Source organism: Paraburkholderia sp. UCT2 (assembly GCF_014397665.1).
Lineage (GTDB): Bacteria > Pseudomonadota > Gammaproteobacteria > Burkholderiales > Burkholderiaceae > Paraburkholderia > Paraburkholderia tuberum.
This window is the reverse complement of the sequence record NZ_VZQO01000025.1, coordinates 50028-70967: the sequence shown is the minus strand read 5'-3', so window position 1 is coordinate 70967 and position 20940 is coordinate 50028. Positions and strand designations below refer to the sequence as shown.

Annotated in this window: 19 protein-coding genes and 1 tRNA gene; 3 read left to right on the top strand and 17 right to left on the bottom strand. The window is 62.8% G+C overall.

Annotation, left to right across the window (positions count from 1 at the left end; genetic code table 11):
• Positions 1-126: 126 nt before the first annotated feature.
• From F6X39_RS21190 to F6X39_RS21140, 11 genes are all read right to left on the bottom strand, one after another.
• Entirely contained in the window at positions 127-1380 is a 1254-nt protein-coding gene (locus F6X39_RS21190; protein WP_187617976.1) for an NADH-quinone oxidoreductase subunit D, read from the bottom strand.
• A gap of 9 nt (positions 1381-1389) precedes the next feature.
• Positions 1390-1992 (bottom strand): NADH-quinone oxidoreductase subunit C, encoded by a 603-nt coding sequence (locus tag F6X39_RS21185; RefSeq protein WP_090803764.1) that lies wholly within the window; start codon positions 1990-1992, stop codon positions 1390-1392.
• Between the two features lie 19 nt (positions 1993-2011).
• Positions 2012-2491 (bottom strand): NuoB/complex I 20 kDa subunit family protein, encoded by a 480-nt coding sequence (locus F6X39_RS21180; RefSeq protein WP_006052903.1) that lies wholly within the window; start codon positions 2489-2491, stop codon positions 2012-2014.
• Positions 2492-2553: 62 nt separating this feature from the next.
• The gene (locus tag F6X39_RS21175) at positions 2554-2913 is read right to left on the bottom strand and encodes an NADH-quinone oxidoreductase subunit A (protein WP_018420012.1); all 360 of its coding nucleotides are present in this window, start codon (positions 2911-2913) and stop codon (positions 2554-2556) included.
• Between the two features lie 158 nt (positions 2914-3071).
• Positions 3072-3156: transfer RNA gene (locus F6X39_RS21170), tRNA-Leu, on the bottom strand.
• 112 nt (positions 3157-3268) lie between these two features.
• Positions 3269-3655: a preprotein translocase subunit SecG gene (gene secG / locus F6X39_RS21165; RefSeq protein ID WP_187617975.1), complete on the bottom strand. Its 387-nt coding sequence runs from the start codon at positions 3653-3655 to the stop codon at positions 3269-3271.
• A gap of 82 nt (positions 3656-3737) precedes the next feature.
• Complete coding sequence (tpiA, locus tag F6X39_RS21160) at positions 3738-4514, bottom strand: triose-phosphate isomerase (protein WP_090803761.1); 777 nt, start codon at positions 4512-4514, stop codon at positions 3738-3740.
• Positions 4515-4679: 165 nt separating this feature from the next.
• Positions 4680-5696, bottom strand: coding sequence for an NAD(P)H-quinone oxidoreductase (locus tag F6X39_RS21155; RefSeq protein ID WP_187617974.1), 1017 nt, complete (start codon positions 5694-5696; stop codon positions 4680-4682).
• Positions 5697-5846: 150 nt separating this feature from the next.
• Positions 5847-7982 (bottom strand): polyribonucleotide nucleotidyltransferase, encoded by a 2136-nt coding sequence (gene pnp, locus F6X39_RS21150; RefSeq protein WP_187617973.1) that lies wholly within the window; start codon positions 7980-7982, stop codon positions 5847-5849.
• Positions 7983-8327: 345 nt separating this feature from the next.
• Positions 8328-8600: a 30S ribosomal protein S15 gene (rpsO, locus tag F6X39_RS21145; protein ID WP_008920609.1), complete on the bottom strand. Its 273-nt coding sequence runs from the start codon at positions 8598-8600 to the stop codon at positions 8328-8330.
• Positions 8601-8804: 204 nt separating this feature from the next.
• Complete coding sequence (locus F6X39_RS21140) at positions 8805-10229, bottom strand: branched-chain amino acid ABC transporter substrate-binding protein (RefSeq protein ID WP_187617972.1); 1425 nt, start codon at positions 10227-10229, stop codon at positions 8805-8807.
• Between the two features lie 187 nt (positions 10230-10416).
• Here F6X39_RS21140 and F6X39_RS21135 point away from each other — a divergent pair, with 187 nt between their 5' ends.
• From F6X39_RS21135 to F6X39_RS21125, 3 genes are all read left to right on the top strand, one after another.
• Positions 10417-10968, top strand: a complete 552-nt coding sequence (locus F6X39_RS21135; protein ID WP_187617971.1) for a hypothetical protein — start codon at positions 10417-10419, stop codon at positions 10966-10968.
• Positions 10969-11194: 226 nt separating this feature from the next.
• Positions 11195-11830, top strand: a complete 636-nt coding sequence (locus F6X39_RS21130) for a carbonic anhydrase (RefSeq protein ID WP_018420005.1) — start codon at positions 11195-11197, stop codon at positions 11828-11830.
• Positions 11831-11939: 109 nt separating this feature from the next.
• Positions 11940-13502 carry a SulP family inorganic anion transporter gene (locus F6X39_RS21125; protein ID WP_184028491.1) on the top strand — a complete coding sequence of 521 codons (1563 nt, stop codon included), beginning with the start codon at positions 11940-11942 and terminating at the stop codon, positions 13500-13502.
• Positions 13503-13628: 126 nt separating this feature from the next.
• Here F6X39_RS21125 and F6X39_RS21120 read toward each other — a convergent pair whose 3' ends face one another.
• The 6 genes from F6X39_RS21120 to F6X39_RS21095 all read right to left on the bottom strand — a co-directional run bounded on the left by F6X39_RS21120 (position 13629) and on the right by F6X39_RS21095 (position 20715).
• Positions 13629-15176 carry a 2-isopropylmalate synthase gene (locus tag F6X39_RS21120; RefSeq protein WP_187617970.1) on the bottom strand — a complete coding sequence of 516 codons (1548 nt, stop codon included), beginning with the start codon at positions 15174-15176 and terminating at the stop codon, positions 13629-13631.
• A 368-nt stretch (positions 15177-15544) separates the two neighbouring features.
• Positions 15545-16417, bottom strand: a complete 873-nt coding sequence (gene pssA / locus F6X39_RS21115; RefSeq protein ID WP_018420002.1) for a CDP-diacylglycerol--serine O-phosphatidyltransferase — start codon at positions 16415-16417, stop codon at positions 15545-15547.
• Between the two features lie 24 nt (positions 16418-16441).
• Positions 16442-17080, bottom strand: a complete 639-nt coding sequence (locus F6X39_RS21110; protein ID WP_184059342.1) for a phosphatidylserine decarboxylase — start codon at positions 17078-17080, stop codon at positions 16442-16444.
• A gap of 132 nt (positions 17081-17212) precedes the next feature.
• Positions 17213-18229: a ketol-acid reductoisomerase gene (gene ilvC, locus F6X39_RS21105; RefSeq protein ID WP_008920617.1), complete on the bottom strand. Its 1017-nt coding sequence runs from the start codon at positions 18227-18229 to the stop codon at positions 17213-17215.
• 106 nt (positions 18230-18335) lie between these two features.
• Entirely contained in the window at positions 18336-18827 is a 492-nt protein-coding gene (ilvN, locus tag F6X39_RS21100) for an acetolactate synthase small subunit (protein WP_018420000.1), read from the bottom strand.
• A gap of 124 nt (positions 18828-18951) precedes the next feature.
• A complete protein-coding gene (locus F6X39_RS21095) occupies positions 18952-20715 on the bottom strand; it encodes an acetolactate synthase 3 catalytic subunit (RefSeq protein WP_184028488.1) in 1764 nt (587 codons plus the stop codon).
• Positions 20716-20940: the final 225 nt, after the last annotated feature.

Genomic DNA, 20940 nt, shown 5'->3' with positions numbered 1-20940 from the left:
CACGACTCTTTCAATTCCTACCGAACGAAAACCTGTCGCTCACGTCATACTGCGACAGACCCGGCGTTCCTTTGCTTGACCCGCGTGGCGGTGCGACGACCGCAGACGCGCGTCGATGAATACGTCCTAGCGATCCACTTCGCCGAACACGATGTCCTGCGTGCCGATGATCGTCACGGCGTCGGCGATCATGTGGCCGCGCGCCATTTCGTCGAGCGCGGACAGGTGCGCATAGCCCGGGGCGCGGATCTTCAAACGATACGGCTTGTTGGCGCCGTCCGAGATCAGATAGATGCCGAACTCGCCCTTCGGATGTTCGACTGCGGCATACGCCTCGCCTTCGGGCACATGGAAGCCTTCGGTGAACAGCTTGAAGTGGTGGATCAGATCTTCCATGTTCGACTTCATGCCGATGCGCGACGGCGGCGCAACCTTGTGATTGTCCGTCATTACCGGGCCCGGATTTTTGCGCAGCCACTCAATGCACTGTTTCGCGATACGCGTGGACTGGCGCATTTCTTCGACGCGCACCAGATAGCGGTCATAGCAGTCACCATTCACGCCGACCGGAATGTCGAAGTCGAGCTTGTCATAAACCTCATACGGCTGCTTCTTGCGCAGATCCCACTCGATGCCCGAGCCACGCAGCATCGCGCCGGTCATGCCGAGCTGCAGCGCGCGCTCCGGGCTGACCACGCCGATACCAACCAGACGCTGCTTCCAGATCCGGTTGTCGGTGAGCAGCGTTTCGTATTCGTCGACACACTTCGGGAAGCGCGTAAAGAAGTCGTCGATGAAGTCGAGCAGCGAACCCTGACGGTTTTCGTTCATCTTCGACAACGCCTTCGCATTGCGAATCTTCGACGCCTTGTATTGCGGCATTGCGTCAGGCAGATCGCGATAGACGCCGCCCGGGCGATAGTAGGCCGCGTGCATGCGCGCGCCCGACACCGCCTCGTACACGTCCATCAGGTCTTCGCGCTCACGGAACGCATACAGGAACACCGCCATCGCACCGACGTCGAGCGCGTGCGAGCCAATCCACATCAGGTGATTCAACACGCGCGTGACTTCGTCGAACAGCACACGAATGTATTGCGCGCGCAGCGGCACGTCGATGCCGAGCAGCTTTTCAATGGCGAGCACGTAGCCGTGCTCGTTGGCCATCATCGACACGTAGTCGAGACGGTCCATGTACGGCACCGACTGGATGAACGTCTTGCTTTCGGCGAGCTTTTCAGTCGCGCGATGCAGCAGACCGATGTGCGGATCGGCGCGTTGGATCACTTCGCCGTCGAGTTCGAGCACGAGACGCAACACACCGTGCGCTGCCGGGTGCTGCGGACCAAAGTTGAGCGTGTAGTTCTTGATCTCTGCCATGACGTTCTCTTAGTGTTTCAGACCGCCATAGCGATCCTCGCGGATCACGCGCGGCGTGATTTCCCGCGGCTCGATCGTCACCGGCTGATAAACGACGCGCTTCTCTTCCGGGTCGTAACGCATCTCGACGTAGCCGGAGACCGGGAAATCCTTGCGGAACGGATGACCGATGAAACCGTAGTCGGTCAGAATGCGGCGCAGGTCCGGGTGACCTTCGAAGACGATGCCGTACAGGTCGAACGCTTCGCGCTCGTACCAGTTGACCGAATTCCAGATATCGACGACGGACGGCAGGATCGGCATGTCGTCGTCCGGCGCGAACACGCGCAGCCGCAGACGCCAGTTGTTTTGTACCGACAGCAGATGCAGCACTGCCGCAAAACGCGGGCCGTCGTAAGCGCCTTCGGCATAGGTCTGATAATCGACGCCGCACAGGTCGACACACTGCTCGAAACCGAGCGAGCGATCGTCGCGCAGACGCTTTGCCACGTTGAGGTAGTCGCCGGCCTTGACGACGATCGTCAATTCACCGACCGACTCGGTCACGCTCAACAGGAGGCCGCCAAAGGCCGCCTCGAGGTTCGCTTTCAGGGTCTCGAGTTTGCTTGCCATATTGTGGGAGGCGTTGGCCTTATTGACGGGCGATGGTGTTAGTGCGGCGAATCTTGGCTTGCAGCTGGATCACGCCGTATACCAGCGCTTCCGCCGTGGGCGGACAACCCGGCACGTACACGTCGACCGGGACTATCCGGTCGCAGCCGCGCACCACCGAGTACGAGTAGTGGTAATAGCCACCGCCGTTCGCGCATGAGCCCATCGAGATCACCCACCGCGGCTCCGCCATCTGGTCGTAAACCTTGCGCAGAGCGGGCGCCATCTTGTTGCACAGCGTGCCGGCGACGATCATCACGTCCGACTGACGCGGACTCGGACGAAACACCACGCCGAAACGGTCGAGATCATAACGGGCAGCGCCCGCATGCATCATCTCGACCGCGCAGCACGCAAGACCGAACGTCATCGGCCACAGCGAGCCGGTGCGCGTCCAGTTGATCAGTTTGTCCGCCGTAGTGGTGACAAACCCTTCCTTCAAGACCCCTTCGATACTCATTTGCTTTCCACTCCAGACGGGGCGGCAAGCCTGGCCACCCACGCAAACCGGCGATTAATCCATCATTCCCAGTCGAGGCCGCCCTTCTTCCAGATGTAGGCAAAGCCAAGCAGGAACTCGAGCAGGAAAATCATCATTGCCGTGAACCCAGCCCAGCCGATGTCACGCAACGCCACGCCCCACGGGAACAGGAATGCGGTCTCAAGGTCGAAAATGATGAAGAGAATGGCGACGAGGTAGTAGCGCACGTCGAATTTCATGCGCGCATCTTCGAATGCTTCGAAGCCGCACTCGTACGGTGCGTTTTTCTCGGTGTCGGGCTTGTTGGGACCGAGGAGCTTGCCAATACTGACCAGTGCTACGCCTAAACCGGTGCCCACAATAAGGAACAGCAAAACGGGGAAATAGGCTGCGAGGTTCAAGACAATCCTCAATCGGTTGGTTCTAAGTGCCGTCAGGAGCATAGCACCCCTGACGCGAAATCACTTCCTCAACGCGCATGACGTAAGCCGTACAGCGATACGCCAGAAGTGAAAATGCCAGCCGAAGCGAAGCAAACGGCTGGCATTTAGATAACATTTGGTGCCGACGGCGAGACTCGAACTCGCACAGCTTTCGCCACTACCCCCTCAAGATAGCGTGTCTACCAATTTCACCACGTCGGCACTATATGCAATCCCGGAAAACAACTTGCAAAACCCGCGAATCGCTTCAAGACTTGAATTGTAACTTGCTTAAGCAGATTGTTCAACGCACAAGACCACGTCCGCCGAAAATTTATTTCGGCACGCCCGTCGCCGGAACCGACGCAGGCGCAGCCGGCGTTGCAGGCGATGCCGCCACCGGGGCCGAGCCCGCAGCCGGCGCCGAAGCCGCGACCGGCGCAGTAGCTGCCGCGCCCAGCACGCCTGCCGACGGCTTCACGTGATACGCACCAAGGTAAGTGAGTGCCAGTGTCGTGGCAAAGAACAGCGCTGCGAGCACTGCCGTGGTACGCGACAGGAAGTTCGCCGAACCCGTCGCACCGAACAGGCTACCCGACGCGCCGCTGCCGAAAGCCGCGCCCATATCGGCACCTTTGCCGTGCTGCAGCAACACAAGTCCGATGACCCCGAACGCCGACAACAACTGAACGACGATAATCAATGTTTTCAAATACAGCATCACACTCACCTGAGTCTTTATTTAACCGCGCCGCACACTGTGTGTTGCGCGAAATGGAGTCATCCTCGCCGAGACGCCCAGCTTAACCAGCCACGCTGGTCGCAGCGGCCGCCTTGCAGATCGCCAGAAAATCCTGATCTTTCAACGACGCGCCGCCGATCAGGCCGCCGTCGATATCGAGCTGACGGAACAGTTCTTCCGCGTTGTCCGGCTTAACGCTGCCGCCGTATAGCAACGGCACGTCCGCCGCACCCTTGGCCGCGAGACGTGCGCGCAGGAACCCATGCACGGCCTGCGCCTGTGCCGCCGATGCGCTCTTGCCGGTGCCAATTGCCCACACCGGCTCATACGCGACGACGAGGCGAGCCGCTTCCTGAGCCGACAGCTTCGCGAGCACCTCGTCGAGCTGACCGCCGACGACCTGCTCGGTGCAACCCGCTTCGCGTTCTTCGAGCGTTTCGCCGACGCACACGATCGGCGTCAAACCCGCCTCGAGCACACGCTGCGCTTTCACCGCGACCAGTTCGGCGCTTTCGCGGTGATACGCGCGGCGCTCCGAGTGCCCGACGATCGCAAACGTGGCGCCGAAGTCCGTCACCATCGGCGCAGCCACTTCGCCGGTATAGGCGCCATGCGTGAACGCGGACACGTCCTGCACGCCCCACACGACCGGGCTGCCTTCGAGCAGCGACTGAGTCTGCCCGAGATAGAGGCTCGGCACGCACACACCGACGCGCACGTCGGCCGGCAATTCACTGGCGCCCTGTGCCACTGCCTGCAGCAACGCGGCGTTGGCGGCGAGCCGCCCATGCATCTTCCAGTTACCGACTACCAGTTTGGCTCGTTGTTGATTCGACATCGTCTCGTATTGTCCTGTCTTGCCAGTCCGGCCTGCTGCCGGCGGACTTCGCTCGCGCCTCGCTGCAGTTTGTTCCTGCGCTCGCGGCCCGCCCGTCGGATTGATCCGGCGCGCGCAAAACGCGCAATTTTACTGCGTGGGGTGGATCGGGTCAAACCGATGACGTCAAGCCTCCTGACCCCACGTCAACACGATCTTGCCGACGTGCGTGCCGCTTTCCATCAGCGCATGCGCGTCGGCAGCCTGGGCGGCCGGAAACACGCGATGCACGACCGGCTTGATGCGCCCAGCTTCGAGATGCGGCCACACGCGCTCCTTCAGTTGAGCGGCGATCTGCGCCTTGAACTCGATCGGCCGTGGTCGCAGTGTGGAACCGGTAACCGTCAGACGGCGGCGCAACACTTCGTTCAGGTTCAGCTCCGCCTTCGCGCCGCCGAGCAGCGCAATTAGTACGATACGGCCACCGTCGGCGAGAGCCGACAATTCGCGCGGCACGTAGCTGCCTGCCACCATGTCGAGGATCACGTCGACGCCACGATCGTTGGTCAGCGACTTGATGACTTCGACGAAATCTTCAGTCCTGTAGTTGATCGCGCGTTCGGCGCCGAGCGCTTCGCACGCGCGGCACTTTTCGTCCGAGCCCGCGGTCGCGAACACACGGAAGCCGAGTGCGTGCGCAATCTGGATCGCCGTCACGCCGATGCCGCTCGCCCCCCCCTGCACGAGCAGCGTTTCATTCGCACCGCCCTCGCCCTGGCCGAGCTGCGCGCGATTGAAGACGTTGCTCCACACCGTGAAAAAAGTCTCGGGCAGCGAAGCCGCTTCGATATCCGACAACCCCGTCGGCACCGGCAGGCATTGCAGCAGCGGCGCGGCAGCAAATTCCGCGTAGCCGCCGCCCGCGAGCAGCGCGCACACGCGATCGCCGATCTTCAGACCGAACGGGTTGCTCTTCGCGTCGATCGTGCCGCCGACGATCTCGCCCGCCACCTCCAGCCCCGGCAGATCCGACGCTCCCGGCGGCGGCGCATAGCCGCCCTTGCGCTGAAACACGTCCGGACGATTGATGCCGGATGCCGCCACCTTGATCAGCACCTCGCCAGCCTTGAGCTGCGGCGTCGGACGCTCCGCCAGCTTGAGGACTTCCGGCGCACCGAATTCAGTGATTTCGATCGCTTTCATCTGTGTCAACTCCAAGATTGGATTGCGTTACCTACCCGTTGCTGCCGTCTGCCATAGCGCCGCGCTGCGATTCGAATGCGCAACGCAATCCATCCTGCATGAAAAACGGCCGGCGCGCATGACACGGCCGGCCGTTTGTCCGCTACCGCCTTACTGCGGCGTCGGCTCGCCTTGCGGCGCGTCGTTCAGCAATGCCTTCGCCGACAGACGCACACGACCCTTCTCGTCCGTCTGGATGACCTTGACCTTCACCTGCTGGCCATCCTTCAGATAGTCGTTGATGTCCTTGATGCGCTCGTTCGCGATCTCGGAGATATGCAGCAGACCATCCTTACCCGGCAGGATGTTCACGATCGCGCCGAAGTCGAGCAGCTTGAGCACGGTGCCTTCGTACACCTGGCCCACTTCGACTTCCATCGTGATCGCTTCGATACGACGCTTCGCTTCGGCCATGCCTTCGCTGTTCGTGCTCGCGATCGTGACGACGCCGTCATCCGAAATGTCGATCGTCGTGCCGGTTTCTTCGGTGAGCGCGCGGATCACCGAGCCGCCCTTGCCGATCACGTCGCGAATCTTTTCCGGGTTGATCTTGATCGTGATCATGCGCGGTGCGAACTCCGATAGTTGGGTGTTCGCGCCGGCCACGGCCGAGGTCATCTTGCCGAGGATGTGCATGCGGCCTTCCTTCGCCTGCGCGAGCGCGACCTGCATGATTTCCTTCGTGATGCCCTGAATCTTGATGTCCATCTGCAGCGCGGTCACGCCTTGTTCCGTACCCGCGACCTTGAAGTCCATGTCGCCGAGGTGATCTTCGTCGCCGAGAATGTCGGTCAGCACCGCGAAGCGATTACCTTCGAGGATCAGGCCCATCGCGATACCGGCGACGTGCGCCTTCATCGGCACGCCGGCGTCCATCAGCGCGAGGCAGCCGCCACACACCGAAGCCATCGACGACGAACCGTTCGACTCGGTGATTTCCGACACGACGCGGATCGAGTAGCCGAACTCGTCGGCGCTCGGCAGGCACGCGACGAGCGCGCGCTTGGCGAGACGGCCGTGACCGATTTCACGGCGCTTCGGCGAACCGACGCGGCCCGTTTCGCCCGTCGCGAACGGAGGCATGTTGTAGTGGAGCATGAAGCGTTCGCGGTACTCGCCTTCGAGCGCGTCGATGTTTTGCTCGTCGCCCTTCGTGCCGAGCGTCGCGACCACCATCGCCTGCGTCTCGCCGCGCGTGAACAGCGCCGAGCCGTGGGTACGCGGCAGCACGCCGGTGCGGATTTCGATCGGGCGCACGGTGCGCGTGTCGCGGCCGTCGATACGCGGCTCGCCGTTCAGGATCTGCGTACGGACGATCTTCGCTTCGATGTCGAACAGCACGTTGCCGACCGACGCCTTGTCGGCCGCCACGGTGCCCGCTGCCGCCGCTTCTTCCTCGAGCTTCGCCGAGGTCGCCGCGTAGACTTCCTTCAGCTTGGTCGAGCGAGCCTGCTTGTCGCGGATCTGGTAAGCGGCGAGCAGATCGGCCTGCGCGAGTTCGGTCACGCGTGCGATCAGCGCTTCGTTCTTTGCGGCGGGCTGCCAGTCCCACTCGGGCTTGCCGCCTTCCCGGACGAGTTCGTGGATCGCGTCGATCGCGGTCTGCATCTGCTCGTGACCGAACACGACGGCGCCGAGCATCACTTCTTCGCTCAATTGCTGCGCTTCCGATTCGACCATCAGCACCGCGCGTTCCGTGCCGGCGACGACGAGGTCGAGTGCCGATTCCTTCATCTGCGGACGCGTCGGGTTCAGCACGTATTCGTTGTTGATGTAGGCCACGCGCGCCGCGCCGACCGGGCCGTTGAACGGCAGACCGGACACCGCGAGCGCCGCCGAGGCGCCGATCAGCGCAGGGATGTCGGCGGGGATTTCCGGATTCAGCGACAGCACGTGAATCACGACCTGCACTTCGTTGTAGAAGCCTTCCGGGAAGAGCGGACGCAGCGGACGGTCGATCAGGCGCGAGATCAGCGTCTCGCCTTCCGACGGACGGCCTTCGCGACGGAAGAAGCCACCCGGGATCTTGCCGGCGGCGTAAGTCTTTTCGATGTAATCGACGGTGAGGGGGAAGAAGTCCTGGCCCGGCTTCGCGATCTTCGCGCCGACCACGGTGGCGAGCACCACGGTATCTTCGACGTCGACGATCACCGCGCCGCCCGCCTGGCGAGCGATTTCACCGGTTTCGAGGCGAACGTTGTGCTGCCCCCACTTAAACTCTTTGACGATCTTATTGAACATAGTCATTGCTTTTCCTCATCGTAATGCCGCGCGGACCGGAGCGGCGCGGCAACGCCAGGCCGGCGCCGCATGGGAAGAGTCGTGCTATGCCATTCCAGAGAGCCACGTGCTGCGACTGCGCGCGAACCGCTGGAATGACACAAAACTCCGCCCTGAAGCCCGGCCTTGTTTCCTGTTACTGCTTCTTCTACTGCTGTTCTGCTACTGCTACTGCGCTTGCCCATAGACGCCGCGCGAACCGGCATACGCCGCGGATCACAGGCGGTGCGCGTTACACGAAGCGCGCCGCGCAAAAACAAAATGCCTGTATCAGCGAAACTGACACAGGCATCTTGCTGAACGACTGGCCGATTACTTACGCAGACCCAGCTTCTCGATCAGGCTGCGGTAACGATCCGCGTCCTTACCCTTCAGGTAGTCGAGCAACTTGCGACGGCGGCTCACCATGCGCAGCAGACCGCGGCGGCTGTGGTGATCCTTCGTGTGCTCCTTGAAGTGGGAGGTCAGTTCGTTGATACGGGTCGTGAGCAGCGCGACCTGAACTTCGGGGGAGCCGGTGTCGTTGGCTGCGCGTGCGAATTGCGCGACGACTTCGGACTTCTTGCTTGCTTCAACTGCGGACATGTCAATTTCCTTGATAACTGGACAGGCGGTCACGGAAGAAAGGCCGTGCCGTGGGATACCCGTTTCACAATTTACTGAGTCCCGTTCGTGGCTGAATTAACTGAATCAGAACCCAGCCCGACAACGGGACGCGTATTGTAGCACAGCCGATTCCGGCCGCGAACCCCGGGCCAGCAAGGCGGATCGAGTGTCGCTCGCGGGCGCTCAAGGGCGCCGCATCCGGCAGACCGTCGGCAATAGTGTGCGCTCGGCTGGTATCGCCAGCACCGTGCGGAAGCCATAGCCCGACCCCTCGTTATCGAAATGCACGCCGGGTGTGCCTGCTTTGTCCATCTGCATCACGTAGAGGGGCTGGATCAGCTGATGGTCATCGGCGCGCATCCACGATGCGTGAATACCGTTGTCGAAGCGGATGCCCTCGAGCGCTTTCGCGACCGCCGTCGGAGCGGCGCTGCCGGCGCGGCTCATCGCGGCGGCGAGCGTTTCGATCATCAGTGGCATGCGCAGCACCGGATAGTCGTCCTGGGCGGCCGGAAAGCGCGCGCGGAACGCCGCGTACCACGCGTCGGAGGCCGCGCCACCGACATTCGGATGCCACTCGGCCACCGCGATCACGTGACCCACGCCTGCGTCGCCAAGCGCGGCCGGCGCGCCGAGGCTGTTGCCGTAGAACGTGTAGAACTTCGTGTCGAGGCCCTGCTCGCGCGCCGCCTTCACGAGCAGCGTCAGGTCGTTGCCCCAGTTGCCGGTGATCACGGCGTCCGCGCCGCTCGCGCGGATCTTCGCAATGTACGGCGCGAAATCCTTCACGCGGCCGATCGGGTGAAATTCGTCGCCGACCACCGCGATGTCGGGACGCTTCGCCGCGAGCGTCGAACGCGCGAGGCTGCTCACGTCGTGTCCGAAGCTGTAATCCTGGTTCAGCAGGTACACCTTTTTCACCGCCTTGTCGCGCTCGATCACCTCGGCGAGCGCGGCCATCCGCATGCCGGCGTGCGCGTCGAAGCGGAAGTGCCAGAAGCTGCAGTCCGCGTTGGTGAGCGCGGGGTCGTCGGCGGAGTAGTTGAGGAACAGTTCGCGGTTGTCCGGCTCGCGGCTGTTCTGCTTCTCGATCGCGCCGATCAGCGCCGCGGCGACCGCCGAGCTATTGCCCTGCAGGATGTAGCCGATATGGCGATCCGCGGCCGCGCGCAATTGCGTCAGCGCTTCCTCCGTGCTGCCCTTGCTGTCGAGCACGACGAGTTCGAACGGATGCGCGCCGTCCGCGAACTCCACGCCGCCGTGCGCGTTGACCTGCTCGACACCGAAACGCAGATTGCGCTCGACCGCCGCGCCCGCATTCGCGAACGGGCCGGACATGCCTTCGATCAGCGCGAGCTGGATTGGCGTGCCGGCGAGTTTGCCGGCCGGCAGGCTGGCGGACTTGCTTGCGTGATTACCGGCCGGGCTTGCCGCCAGCGTGGCCGCGCGGCTCCCCGGCTTGCCGGTGGGCGGAACGGTCCCCTGCGCGGACGCCTGACTCGCGCCCGTCGAGGCCGGATTCGCCGCCTCAGCCACGCCAACTCCCGCCACCGCCATCGAAATCGCCGTCAGCGCAACCGCCGCCGCCCCTCGCCACATCGCCGTCATGGTCGTCCCGCCTGAATCTTCGAAGCGCGGATCATAGGATGACGCGCACGGAATAGGCAAGCCGGCGCATCCGTTACCGTTTGGTGGCGACGCACGTTCAAGCAACGCCGTTCTTTCGCCACAGCGCGTGTCAAAATAGTGCGTTTCGATGATAAGAACCGCTATTCAAACGCCATCGGAGGAATACATGCCGAACCGCCACCACCCCACGGCGGCTGCTATCACAGCCCCGGCCGGCGCCAGTCTGCGCCGCGCCGCGCTCGTTTGCCTGAGCGTGCTCGCGCTCGCCGGCTGCGCCCAGCCGTGGCAGCAGTATCAACAGGGAGCGGACGCATCGACGGTCATCGCGCGTCTCGGTCCGCCGCGCGAAACCTATGATCTGCCCGACGGCGGCAAGCGTCTGATGTGGCCGACCCAACCGATGGGCGAAACCACCACCGCCGCCGACATCAACGCAGCCGGCAAGATCATCAACGTGCGCCAGGTGCTGCAGCCCAACGAGTTCTACCGCGCCGAGATCGGCAAATGGACACGCAGCGACGTGCTGGTGAACTTCGGCCGCCCGGTCGAAACGTCGTACTTCCCGCTGATGAGGCGCGAAGTCTGGACCTATCGCTATCTCGAAGACAACGTCTGGTACATGATGTACAACTTCTACTTCGATGACCAGGGCATCTTGCGCCTCACGCAGAAGACCCCCGACCCGCTGCACGACCCCGACCGCCGCAACCTGTTCTGAGCACTGAGCACCCTCTTCGGAAGAAGCACCAAATCTCAAAAAAGCCGCCTTCGATAGGCGGCTTTTTTATTGTTTAAGCATAAAACAGAATTTTATCCTGTTTACGCCAACAAATTTGCGAAAGAAAGGTTATTGTAAACGCCGTTCGGGCACCGGCTCGCAATCACGTGCAGACGCGGTTTCGGTCCGGTGCCAGGTCAATTGCCTCTCATACGGAGTTGCTACGATGAACCGACCCAAACACCTGCTGGTCGCCAACGTCGCGTGGGCCCATGAAACCGCGACGCGTAATCCGGCATTTTTTCGCGACCTGATGCGCGGACAGAATCCACACATTCTTTGGATCGGCTGCGCGGACAGCCGCGTGCCCGCCGAAACGATCACGCATTGCGAGCCCGGCGATCTGTTCGTCCATCGCAACATCGCCAACCTGTTTCATCCCGGCGACGACAACGTCGCGAGCGTCCTTGAATACGCGGTGCGGGTGCTCAAGGTCGGCCATGTGATCGTCTGCGGCCACTATGGCTGCGGCGGCGTGCGCGCCGCGCTGCTGCCGCCGGACCCCGCGCTGCCCCATGTGAACCGCCGTATCGCGCCGCTCTGCGCACTCGCCAAAACGCATCACTCGGAGCTGGACGGCGCGGCGACCGAGCCGGATCGCGTCAATCGCCTCGCCGAGCTGAACGTGCTCGAACAGGTGCGGCAGCTACGGGCGAGCCCGATCGTGCACGAGGCTGAGCCGGCGCCGCTCGTGCACGGCTGGATCTTTGCTCTCGACGACGGGCGCATCAAGGTTCTCACCTCCGGCTATACCGCCGACGACGCGATGACCTGCACGACCGCGGCGCACAGCGCGGCCTAGCGAAGCGCGTCGCCCGTCCCATTCGAACCGCGGACGGAGCCGACAGCGGAATCGTCATCGGGCCATACCTGTTCGTCGCCCATCGTCCCACCTCTCGCTCTTCGACACCATGGATAATCAAACCTCTTTCTCCGCGCTCCAGAGCGACGTGCTCGCCGGAACGGCCGTTTTTCTGGTGGCCCTGCCGCTTTGCCTCGGCATTGCTCACGCATCGGGCGTCGACCCGTTTGCCGGACTGGTGTCCGGCATCATTGGCGGGCTCGTGGTTGCCGCGCTGAGCGGCTCGCGTCTGAGCGTGAGCGGCCCGGCCGCGGGCCTCGTCGTGATCGTCGTCGACGGCATCGCACGGCTTGGCGGCTTTTCCGCGTTCCTGCTGGCCGTACTGCTGTCGGGCGTCATCCAGTTCGGCTTCGGCATGCTCAAGGCCGGCCGGTACGCCGCCTACGTGCCGTCGCCGGTGATCAAGGGGATGCTCGCGGCCATCGGCGTGCTGTTGATCCTCAAGCAGCTCCCCGTTGCGCTGGGGCTGTCCGGCACCGCCGACTCCGTCCAGTCGGCGGCGGCGGTCGCAACGCCGCTCGGCCCAATCTCGCTGACCGCCGTGCTGATCACACTGCTGTCGCTCGCGATCCTCGCCGGCTGGGAAACGCGCGCGCTGCGCCGCTTCGCTGTCGTGCGCATCATGCCCGCGCCGCTCGCGGTGGTGCTGCTCGGCATCGGCGCGACGCTCGCCCTCAATCTCGTCGCGCCATCGTTGGCACCGCCCGCCGAAGGGCGGGTCGCGCTGCCGTCGCTGGAATCGTTCGCGGCACTGCAGGCCGTGCTCGCGTCGGCCGACTTCGGCCCACGGTTCGCCCAGCTCATCAATCCCGACATATGGCGCGTTGCGATCACGATCGCCATCCTCGCAAGTCTCGAAACGCTACTGAGCCTCGAAGCGGTCGAACAGATCGATCCGGAGCGCCGCCGCGCGCCTCCCGATCGCGAGCTGAAGGCGCAGGGCGTGGGCAATCTGATCGCGGGTGCGATCGGCGGCCTGCCGATCACCGCGGTGATCGTGCGTAGCTCCGCGAACGTCCATGCCGGCGCAAAAAGCCGACTCTCGGCGATCGTTCACGGCGTGTTGCTTCTCGTCAGCGTGTTCGCGCTCACGAGCGTGATCAACCTGATCCCGCTCGCCTGCCTTGCCGCGATCCTGATCTTCACCGGCTTCAAACTCGCCAAGCCGTCGTTGTTCGCCGGGCTCGCGCGGCAGGGATTCGCGCCGTTCGCACCATTTATCGTCACAGTCGTCGGTGTGCTCGTCACCGATCTGCTGATCGGTATCGTGCTCGGCATCCTGTGCAGCATGCTGTTTGCGCTGTACGCAAACCTGCGCGGCCCGATCGTGCTCGCGCAGCATGGCGATCACTACCTGCTGTCGTTTCGCAAGGACGTGTCGTTTCTCGGTAAGGTGCCGCTCAAGCACTATCTGCAGCAGATTCCGGATGGCGCCACGGTTATCGTCGATGCGACACGCGCCGATTTCGTCGACCACGACGTGCGCGAACTGCTGGACGCGTTCGTCGCCGATGCGCCTCGCCGTGGGATTACCGTCGACGTCAGATTTCAAGTCCGCGAGCAGGCCCGCGCAACGCGCGGCTGGTCGCTGCGGCGCACGACGGCGGAGTAGTTTCGTCATATCGCGCCGCCGCAGCTGCGCGATGACGGCAGAAAAAAGCCCCGTGTGCCGAGCACCACGGGGCTTCTCCTCCGATCCACACAAGCGATCGCGCGCTACCGGCGCGCCATGCTCGCGTTACTCCGAGCGCTGCGGATTCACCTTGTCCGCATTCGAATACAGCTTGTTGAGCGCCGAAAAATATGCCTTCGCGGATGCCGCGACTATATCCGGATCAGTGCCCGTGCCGTTGACGATGCGCCCGCTCTTCGACAACCGCACGGTCACTTCGCCCTGCGCCTGCGTGCCGGTCGTGATCGCGTTGACCGAGTACAGCAGCAGTTCGGAGCCGCTGCCCACTTCCGTTTCGATCGCGTTGAGGGTGGCGTCGACCGGTCCGTTGCCGCGCGCTTCGCCGGTGATCTCTTTACCCTCTACCGAGAACACGACCTTCGCGTGCGGCTGCTCGCCGGTTTCGGAATGCTGCGACATCGACAGAAACTTGTAGTGCTCCTTCTCGTGCGCTTCCGCCGATTCCTCGTTGACGATGGCGATGATGTCTTCGTCGAAGATCTCCGCCTTGCGATCGGCGAGTTCCTTGAAGCGCGCGAACGCGGTGTTCAGTTCGGCTTCGCTGTCGAGCGCGATGCCAAGCTCCTGCAGACGCTGTTTGAACGCATTGCGGCCCGACAGCTTGCCGAGCACGATCTTGTTCGCGGCCCAACCCACGTCTTCCGCGCGCATGATTTCGTAAGTATCGCGCGCCTTCAGCACGCCATCCTGATGGATGCCCGACGCGTGCGCGAAAGCGTTCGCGCCGACCACGGCCTTGTTCGGCTGCACGACGAAGCCAGTGATCTGCGACACGAGCTTCGAGGCCGGCACGATCTGAGTCGTATCGAGGCCGACCTCGAGTCCGAAGTAATCCTTGCGGGTCTTCACCGCCATGACGATTTCTTCGAGCGACGTATTGCCCGCGCGCTCGCCGAGCCCGTTGATCGTGCATTCGACCTGGCGCGCGCCGCCAATCTGCACGCCGGCGAGCGAATTCGCGACCGCCATGCCGAGGTCATTGTGGCAATGCACGGAGAACACCGCCTTGTGCGAGTTGGGAATGCGCTCGCGCAGCGTCTTCACGAGTTGGCCATAGAGTTCCGGCACGCCGTAGCCGACGGTGTCCGCGATGTTGATCGTGGTCGCGCCTTCGGCGATCACCGCTTCCAGCACACGGCACAGGAAGTCCAAATCCGAGCGGCTGCCGTCTTCCGGCGAGAATTCGACGTCGTCGGTGAACTTGCGCGCGAAACGCACCGCAAGCTTGGCCTGCTCGAATACCTGCTCGGGCGTCATCCGCAGCTTCTTCTCCATGTGCAGTGGCGACGTTGCGATGAACGTGTGGATGCGGAAATGATCGGCCGGCTTCAGTGCGTCGGCGGCCTTCTGTATGTCCTTGTCGTTCGCGCGCGCAAGCGAGCAGATCGTGCTGTCCTTCACGAGGCCGGCGATCGTATGGATCGCGTCGAAGTCGCCGTTCGAGCTGGCCGCGAAGCCCGCTTCGATCACGTCGACTTTCATCCGTTCGAGTTGCCTGGCGATGCGGATCTTCTCTTCCTTCGTCATCGACGCGCCGGGCGATTGCTCGCCGTCACGCAGCGTGGTGTCGAAAATGATCAGTTTGTCGGACATGTCGGGCCTCCTCGGGAGTCGTTCAGATGTGGGACTTGGTTTTGGAATGGGACGATGAGCGCTGCCGCTGGCAAGGTAGGGCGATCACGATGATCGCGGCCGGTGCGGACGGAACGCAAAAACGCATAAGGGCGTGAACGAAGCATGATGGCGCGGCGCCGCGAACGGCCTCGCCGACCCGGCAAAATCGGCCACGCCCACGCACTGATCCGACGACTATAGCGGCATTCCAGCCACCGCGCAATGCGCGCCGGGGCGGTCTGCGGCGCTGTCCGAAGCGACCGCGTAACGGCACCAACCAACGGAAAACGGCAGCCTGCAGGCTGCCGTTTTTCGTACGTCGCTGCGATGCAGCGCGGTTCAAATCCTCAACGGTCGTGCGACATCGAACGCGCCGGATTGGCCCGGCCGCGCACCGCCTGATACGCCCAGAACACGTAGCCGGACAGACCGTACAGCACAAACAGACCGAACAGCATCAACGGCGGATCGGACGACACGAGCACGAAGGCGACCACCACCAGCAGGATCACGCCGAACGGCACGCGATGCCGTACGTCGAGCGCCTTGCCGCTATAGAACGGCGCGTTCGACACCATCGTCACGCCCGCGTAGATGGTCAGCACGAAGGCGACCCACGGCAGCCAGACGAGCTTCAGCGGCACGCGGTTGTCGGTGGCGAGCCACACGAAACCGGCGATCAGTGCCGCCGCGGCCGGGCTCGGCATGCCCTGGAAAAAACGCTTGTCGACCACGCCGATATTCGTGTTGAAACGCGCGAGCCGTAGCGCCGCGCCGGAACAATAGACGAACGCCGCGAGCCAGCCCCACCGGCCGAGGTCCTTCAGGATCCATTCGTACATCACGAGCGCGGGCGCAACACCGAACGACACCATGTCCGACAGGCTGTCGAACTGCTCGCCGAACGCGCTTTGCGTATGCGTCATGCGCGCGACGCGACCGTCCATGCCATCGAGCACCATCGCGACGAAGATCGCGATCGCCGCGATCTCGAAGCGCACGTTCATCGCCTGCACGACGGCGAAGAAGCCGCAGAACAGCGCGGCCGTGGTGAATGCGTTCGGCAGCAGGTAGATGCCGCGTTTTCTGAGGAACTGCTGACGCTGCGCGCGCCGGCTGTCGGCGACCGGCGACTCCGTGACCACCGGCGGCTTGTTGCGACGAAACGGCCGCGGCAGCGGTCCACTGCTGCGGGGTCGACGCGGTTTGAATGCGGCCATTCGGACAACCTCCTGTATGCCGCTTTACAGCTCGGCGAGGATCGTGGACGACGCCGACACCTTCTCGCCGATCGACACGCGCGGACGGCTGCCCACCGGCAAATACACGTCGACGCGCGAACCGAAGCGGATGAATCCGTAACGCTGGCCGCGGGTCAGCGGCTCGCCTGCACGGACGTAGCAAAGAATCCGCCGCGCGATCAGCCCGGCAATCTGCACCGACGTGACCGTCTGGCCGCCGGCCATTTCGATCACGACCGCGTTACGCTCGTTTTCGAGCGAGGCTTTATCGACCGCCGCGTTCAGATAGGCGCCAGGAAAGTATTCGACTTTCGAGATCGCACCGTCGACGGGCGAGCGCTGCGAGTGCACGTTGAACACGTTCATGAACACGCTGATCTTCAGCGCTTCGCGATTCGCATAAGGATCATGCGCGGTTTCTACCGCGACGATACGACCGTCGGCAGGACACAGCACCGCGTTGGCCTGCGTCGGAATCGGACGCGCCGGGTCGCGGAAAAACTGCACGATGAAGATCAGGATCAGCCAGAAGAGCCACGCAAAGCCGAACCCCCCGAAGGCGTGAACCAGTAATGCAACGACGGCCGCGATGGCGATGAACGGCCAGCCTTCTCGCGCGATGATCGGATGAGGGTAATTCATGGATGGCTTCTGTGTTTTTGTAAAACCGTAGGATAGCAAAAGCCGCCCAGGGTTCAGCACCCTTGGACGGCTTTTTGACTGTTCCGGCCGCCGCGCCGAAGCACCGCGCCGGACCTCGTTATATCGAGACGCTTAGTTCTTCGACTGGTCGACGAGCTTGTTCTTCGCGATCCACGGCATCATCGCGCGCAGCTTCGAGCCAACCTGCTCGATCTGGTGCTCGGCCGTCAGACGGCGACGCGATTGCAGCGTCGGTGCGCCAGCCTTGTTCTCGATGATGAAGCTCTTCGCGTATTCGCCGGTCTGGATGTCGGTCAGCACGGCCTTCATCGCCTTCTTCGTTTCAGCGGTCACGATGCGCGGCCCCGTCACGTACTCGCCGTACTCGGCGTTGTTCGAGATCGAGTAGTTCATGTTCGCGATGCCGCCTTCGTAGATCAGGTCGACGATCAGCTTCAGTTCGTGCAGGCACTCGAAGTACGCCATTTCCGGCGCGTAACCCGCTTCGACCAGCGTTTCGAAGCCGGCCTTGATCAGGTCGACGGTACCGCCGCACAGCACAGCCTGCTCGCCGAACAGGTCGGTTTCGGTTTCTTCGCGGAAGTTCGTTTCGATGATGCCGGCCCGGCCGCCGCCGTTAGCCGCTGCGTACGACAGCGCGATGTCGCGCGCCGCGCCCGACTTGTCCTGCGCAACCGCGATCAGGTGCGGCACGCCGCCACCTTGGGAGTAGGTGCCGCGAACCGTGTGGCCCGGCGCCTTCGGCGCGATCATGATGACGTCGAGGTCGGCACGCGGGATCACCTGGCCGTAGTGAACGTTGAAGCCGTGCGCGAACGCGAGCGCTGCGCCCTGCTTGATGTTCGCGTGGACTTCCTTCGCGTACACGTCGGCGATCTGCTCGTCCGGCAGCAGCATCATGACGACGTCCGCGCCCTTCACCGCTTCCGCGACTTCCTTGACTTGCAGGCCGGCGTTTTCAGCCTTGCTCCACGATGCGCCGCCCTTGCGCAGACCGACCGTGATGTTCACGCCGCTTTCCTTCAGGTTCAGCGCGTGCGCATGGCCTTGCGAGCCATAGCCGATGATGGTGACCTGCTTGCCCTTGATGAGGGAGAGATCGGCGTCCTTGTCGTAGAAAACTTTCATGTCGGTTCCTTGGCTAGATTCGATGATTCAGATAAATTCAGGTACTGCGAATGTCGTTATTGCCAGCCGGGCGATACCGCGTTGCCCGGCCTTGCGAAACGCGACGTCAGACCTTCAGAATGCGCTCGCCGCGACCGATGCCCGAGCTGCCCGTGCGGACCGTCTCGAGAATCGCCGTGGAATCGAGCCCCTCGATGAAGGCGTCGAGCTTGTCGCTCGCCCCCGTCAATTCGATCGTGTAGGTCTTTTCGGTGACGTCGATGATGCGGCCGCGGAAAATGTCCGCCATCCGCTTCATCTCCTCACGTTCCTTGCCGACCGCCCTCACCTTGATCAGCATCAGCTCGCGTTCGATGTGGGCGCCCTCGGTAAGGTCGACCACTTTCACCACCTCGATCAGGCGGTTCAGATGCTTCGTGATCTGTTCGATCACGTCGTCCGAGCCAACGGAGACGATGGTCATGCGCGACAGCGAACGGTCTTCGGTCGGAGCCACCGTCAAGGTTTCAATGTTGTAGCCGCGTGCGGAGAACAGACCCACCACGCGCGACAGCGCGCCTGGTTCGTTTTCCAGCAGGACGGAAATGATGTGTCTCATGTTTCGCTTCTTCCAGATGATGTGTCGATGTCTGCGAGCGGAGCGGCGCCGCTTCGTCTGCCCTCGCCTTTTTTGAAGGCGCGCATCACGAAGCCGGCGCTGGAGTTATCCAGACGCCCCGTCGTTAAAGATCTTCCGAACCCATGAGCATCTCGGTGATGCCCTTGCCGGCCTGAACCATCGGCCAGACGTTTTCGGTCGGATCGGTCTGGAAGTCGAGAAACACCGTGCGATCCTTCAGGCGCAGCGCTTCCTTCAGCGCCGGTTCCACATCGGCCGTGCGCTCGATGCGCATGCCCACGTGTCCGTACGCTTCGGCAAGCTTCACGAAGTCCGGCAGCGCATCCATGTACGAATGCGAATAGCGTTTGCTGTATTCGATCTGCTGCCACTGGCGCACCATGCCCAGATAGCGGTTATTCAGCGAAATAATCTTGATCGGCAGGTCGTACTGCTTGCAGGTCGACAGCTCCTGGATGCACATCTGGATCGAGCCTTCGCCCGTGATGCACAGCACGTCGTCGTCCGGATGGGCCATCTTCACGCCCATCGCGGCCGGTAAGCCGAAGCCCATCGTGCCGAGGCCACCGGAATTGATCCAGCGACGCGGCTTGTTGAACTTGTAGAACTGCGCGGCCCACATCTGGTGCTGGCCCACGTCGGAGCACACGAACGCGTTGCCGTCGGTCAGCTCCCACGCCTTTTCGACCACGTACTGCGGCTTGATGATGTCGCTCTTGCGGTCGAACTTCAGGCAATCTTTCGCGCGCCAGCCTTCGATGTCCTTCCACCAGTCGGCGAGCGCCGCGGCGTCGGGGCCATGCTCGGCCGTCTGCAACTGCTCGATCAGTTCCTTCAGCACTTCCTTCACGTCGCCGACGATCGGAATGTCGACCTTGACGCGCTTGGAAATGGAAGAGGGATCGATGTCGATATGGATGATCTTGCGCGGCCGCGACGCGAAGTGGCTCGGATCGCCGATCACGCGGTCGTCGAAGCGCGCGCCGATCGCGATCAGCACGTCGCAGTGCTGCATCGCCATATTGGCTTCGTACGTGCCGTGCATGCCGAGCATGCCGAGGAATTTCTTGTCGCTCGAGCGGTAGCCGCCCAGACCCATTAGCGTATTGGTGACCGGATAGCCGAGCAGATCGGCGAACTGGTTCAATTCACGCGACGCATCCGCGAGCACGATGCCGCCGCCGGTGTAGATATACGGACGCTTCGCCGACAGCAGCAGCGACACCGCCTTGCGGATCTGACCGGAGTGGCCCTTCGTGACCGGGTTGTATGAGCGCAGCGAAACGCTCTTGATCGGCTCGTATTGGCACGGCGTCTTCGACACGTCCTTCGGAATGTCGATCAGCACTGGGCCGGGACGGCCGGTACGGGCGATGTAGAAAGCTTTCTTGACGGTGGCGGCGAGATCGCGCACGTCCTTCACGAGGAAGTTGTGCTTCACGCAGGGACGCGTGATGCCGACCGTGTCGCATTCCTGGAATGCATCCTGACCGATCGCGGCAGTCGGCACCTGGCCGCTGATCACGACCAACGGGATCGAATCCATATAGGCGGTCGCGATGCCGGTCACCGCGTTGGTGACGCCGGGGCCGGAGGTCACGAGACACACGCCGACCTTGCCGGTGGAACGCGCGTAGGCGTCCGCGGCATGCACGGCGGCCTGCTCGTGGCGCACGAGCACATGCTGGAACTTGTCCTGCTTGTACAGCTCGTCGTAAATGTAGAGTACCGAGCCGCCGGGATAGCCCCAGATGAACTCGACGTCTTCGTCGGCCAGTGCCTTCATGAGCACGGTGGCGCCGATAGAGTCTGCTTCGTGATGGGGGGTCGTATCCGACGTGGAGAATTCCGCGCTGGGCATATTCATTGATTCACCTTTCGAATTTTCGGCAAAAAATTGATCGGGTGCTCTCTGCCGGGCTCGTGACTCGGGTTCAAGCGGCGCGTCCAGTTGACAGGCGGGCTTCTTGGGCCACACCTCAATTGAGACAACTCACTTATGTTGCGAACCAGCGACGATAGCTTCTGACGCGCTCGCGGTCAAGAAAATATTGCCATTGGCTCGCGCGTAGGAGAGCGCGATCGGACGGAA

Coding starts and splice junctions, on each gene's coding strand:
- F6X39_RS21190 (WP_187617976.1), bottom strand. CDS start 1,380: ATGGCAGAGATCAAGAACTACACGCTCAACTTTGGTCCGCAGCACCCG.
- F6X39_RS21185 (WP_090803764.1), bottom strand. CDS start 1,992: ATGGCAAGCAAACTCGAGACCCTGAAAGCGAACCTCGAGGCGGCCTTT.
- F6X39_RS21180 (WP_006052903.1), bottom strand. CDS start 2,491: ATGAGTATCGAAGGGGTCTTGAAGGAAGGGTTTGTCACCACTACGGCG.
- secG (WP_187617975.1), bottom strand. CDS start 3,655: ATGCTGTATTTGAAAACATTGATTATCGTCGTTCAGTTGTTGTCGGCG.
- tpiA (WP_090803761.1), bottom strand. CDS start 4,514: ATGTCGAATCAACAACGAGCCAAACTGGTAGTCGGTAACTGGAAGATG.
- F6X39_RS21155 (WP_187617974.1), bottom strand. CDS start 5,696: ATGAAAGCGATCGAAATCACTGAATTCGGTGCGCCGGAAGTCCTCAAG.
- pnp (WP_187617973.1), bottom strand. CDS start 7,982: ATGACTATGTTCAATAAGATCGTCAAAGAGTTTAAGTGGGGGCAGCAC.
- rpsO (WP_008920609.1), bottom strand. CDS start 8,600: ATGTCCGCAGTTGAAGCAAGCAAGAAGTCCGAAGTCGTCGCGCAATTC.
- F6X39_RS21140 (WP_187617972.1), bottom strand. CDS start 10,229: ATGACGGCGATGTGGCGAGGGGCGGCGGCGGTTGCGCTGACGGCGATT.
- F6X39_RS21135 (WP_187617971.1), top strand. CDS start 10,417: ATGCCGAACCGCCACCACCCCACGGCGGCTGCTATCACAGCCCCGGCC.
- F6X39_RS21130 (WP_018420005.1), top strand. CDS start 11,195: ATGAACCGACCCAAACACCTGCTGGTCGCCAACGTCGCGTGGGCCCAT.
- F6X39_RS21125 (WP_184028491.1), top strand. CDS start 11,940: ATGGATAATCAAACCTCTTTCTCCGCGCTCCAGAGCGACGTGCTCGCC.
- F6X39_RS21120 (WP_187617970.1), bottom strand. CDS start 15,176: ATGTCCGACAAACTGATCATTTTCGACACCACGCTGCGTGACGGCGAG.
- pssA (WP_018420002.1), bottom strand. CDS start 16,417: ATGGCCGCATTCAAACCGCGTCGACCCCGCAGCAGTGGACCGCTGCCG.
- F6X39_RS21110 (WP_184059342.1), bottom strand. CDS start 17,080: ATGAATTACCCTCATCCGATCATCGCGCGAGAAGGCTGGCCGTTCATC.
- ilvC (WP_008920617.1), bottom strand. CDS start 18,229: ATGAAAGTTTTCTACGACAAGGACGCCGATCTCTCCCTCATCAAGGGC.
- ilvN (WP_018420000.1), bottom strand. CDS start 18,827: ATGAGACACATCATTTCCGTCCTGCTGGAAAACGAACCAGGCGCGCTG.
- F6X39_RS21095 (WP_184028488.1), bottom strand. CDS start 20,715: ATGAATATGCCCAGCGCGGAATTCTCCACGTCGGATACGACCCCCCAT.